This window comes from Candidatus Infernicultor aquiphilus, from assembly GCF_002784285.1.
GTDB classification, from domain to species: Bacteria; Atribacterota; Phoenicimicrobiia; order Phoenicimicrobiales; family Phoenicimicrobiaceae; genus Infernicultor; species Infernicultor aquiphilus.
Window position 1 is genome coordinate 12,324 of the sequence record NZ_PFKO01000343.1, and the last position, 1,627, is coordinate 13,950.

Below are 1,627 nucleotides of genomic sequence, written 5' to 3' on the forward strand. Positions count from 1 at the left end.
GGTTCATTTGGCTCTTTACAGGTTTTTATCCAGGAAGTATCTTTTCTTTTCTTGATGCGTTTAGTTGCTTCTTTTGGGGCAGTTACTCTGGCGGCTTATGGGATAGGTGCGCGCTTTAGAACGGCTATTATAGTGCCAGGTCTTGGTTTTGCTAATTCGGCTTCTGTATTAGTGGGACAAAATATGGGGGCAAAGCAACCGGAGAGAGCAACCGAATCTGCCTGGAGAACCGTATTATACTACGAATTTATCGCGATACCGTTGGCTATTATCTTTATCATTTTTGCTCCTCAGTTAGTGGCAATATTTGCTAAACAGCCAGAAGTGATAAAAATCGGGACTTCATTTTTAAGGTATTTGGGGGGTTACCTTTCCTTTTTTAGCTTTTTCTATAGTTTTAAGACAAGCTATGAATGGTGCTGGTGATACAGCTACCCCCACCATTATAAGTGTTATAGGACACTTAGGAGTACGTATACCTCTGGCCTATATTTTTGCCCTGGTGGTAGGTATGGGGTCTTCTGGTATCTGATTAGGAATAAATGCTTCCGATATTGTTTTTGGATTAGGAATGGTTTTTTTGTTTAAAAGTGGCCATTGGAAAAAGGTTTATGCCAAACGTCGGGAAAGATTAGAACAACAATCGATTAGAACCACTAGGGAAGCAGAAATATCTTCTTCCTGAGTTAAAAAAGCATTATAACCTAAATTTATTTTATAATTTTTTTCTAAAAAAATAAAAAAGTAATATAATAAAGAGGCAATTAATAATAAAACGAGGAAATCTATTTATAAAAATAATTCTGTTAAGATAATAATAAAAAGCTATTATTAATTTAAAATATTTAAAAAGGGGTAATTAAATAAAATATGATTTATAAAACTTTAGGGAAGACTGGATTAAAAGTATCTATTATTGGTTTTGGCGCTTCTCCGTTGGGAGCAGAGTTTGGTCAGATAGTCCCAGAAGAAGGAAAAAGAGCAGTAGAATATGCCATCGATCACGGAATTAATTATTTCGATGTTTCTCCTTATTACGGAAGAACTTTAGCAGAAAAGCGATTGGGTGAATTTTTAAAGGGGAAGAGGAGTCAGGTTATTCTTGCCACTAAAGTAGGTCGATATGGTACCTCTCTTCCTGATGGATTTGATTTTTCTGCCCCGAGAGTTATAAAATCAGTTGAGGAGAGTCTCCAACGTCTAAAAACTGATTATATTGATGTATTTCAAATTCATGATCTAGAATTTGGGAAAAAGAAGCAGATTATAGAAGAAACCTTACCAGCTATGTTTAAACTAAAAAGACAGGGGAAGATTCGCTTTGTCGGGATTACTGGTTATCCTTTAACCTTACTTAAAGAAATAGTGGAAACTCAAGAGATTGATACTGTACTTAGTTATTGCCGTTATAATTTATTGGACACCACTATGAACGATATTCTTACTCCGGTAGTTAAAAAAAGAAATATAGGATTAATTAATGCCTCACCGTTACATATGCGTGTACTTACTGAAAAAGGAGCTCCAGATTGGCATCCAGCTCCAGAAAAAGTATTACAAGAGGCAAAAGAAGCTGCCCATTTTTGTCGGGAAAGAGGAATAAATATATCCGACCTGGCTTTACAAT

At 35.6% G+C, this 1,627-nt stretch carries 3 protein-coding genes; all 3 read left to right on the top strand.

Annotated elements, in window-relative coordinates:
• A partial coding sequence (locus tag COZ07_RS09685) for an MATE family efflux transporter (RefSeq protein WP_406608362.1) occupies window positions 1-426 on the top strand: 426 nt, incomplete at its 5' end.
• Entirely contained in the window at window positions 410-532 is a 123-nt protein-coding gene (locus tag COZ07_RS09690) for a hypothetical protein (protein WP_406608363.1), read from the top strand. The genes COZ07_RS09685 and COZ07_RS09690, both read left to right, overlap by 17 nt.
• Before the next feature lie 338 nt (window positions 533-870).
• Window positions 871-1,627, top strand: a 757-nt coding sequence (locus COZ07_RS09695) for an aldo/keto reductase (RefSeq protein WP_406608364.1), incomplete at its 3' end; no start/stop codon positions are given.

Coding starts and splice junctions, on each gene's coding strand:
- COZ07_RS09690 (WP_406608363.1), top strand. CDS start 410: ATGAATGGTGCTGGTGATACAGCTACCCCCACCATTATAAGTGTTATA.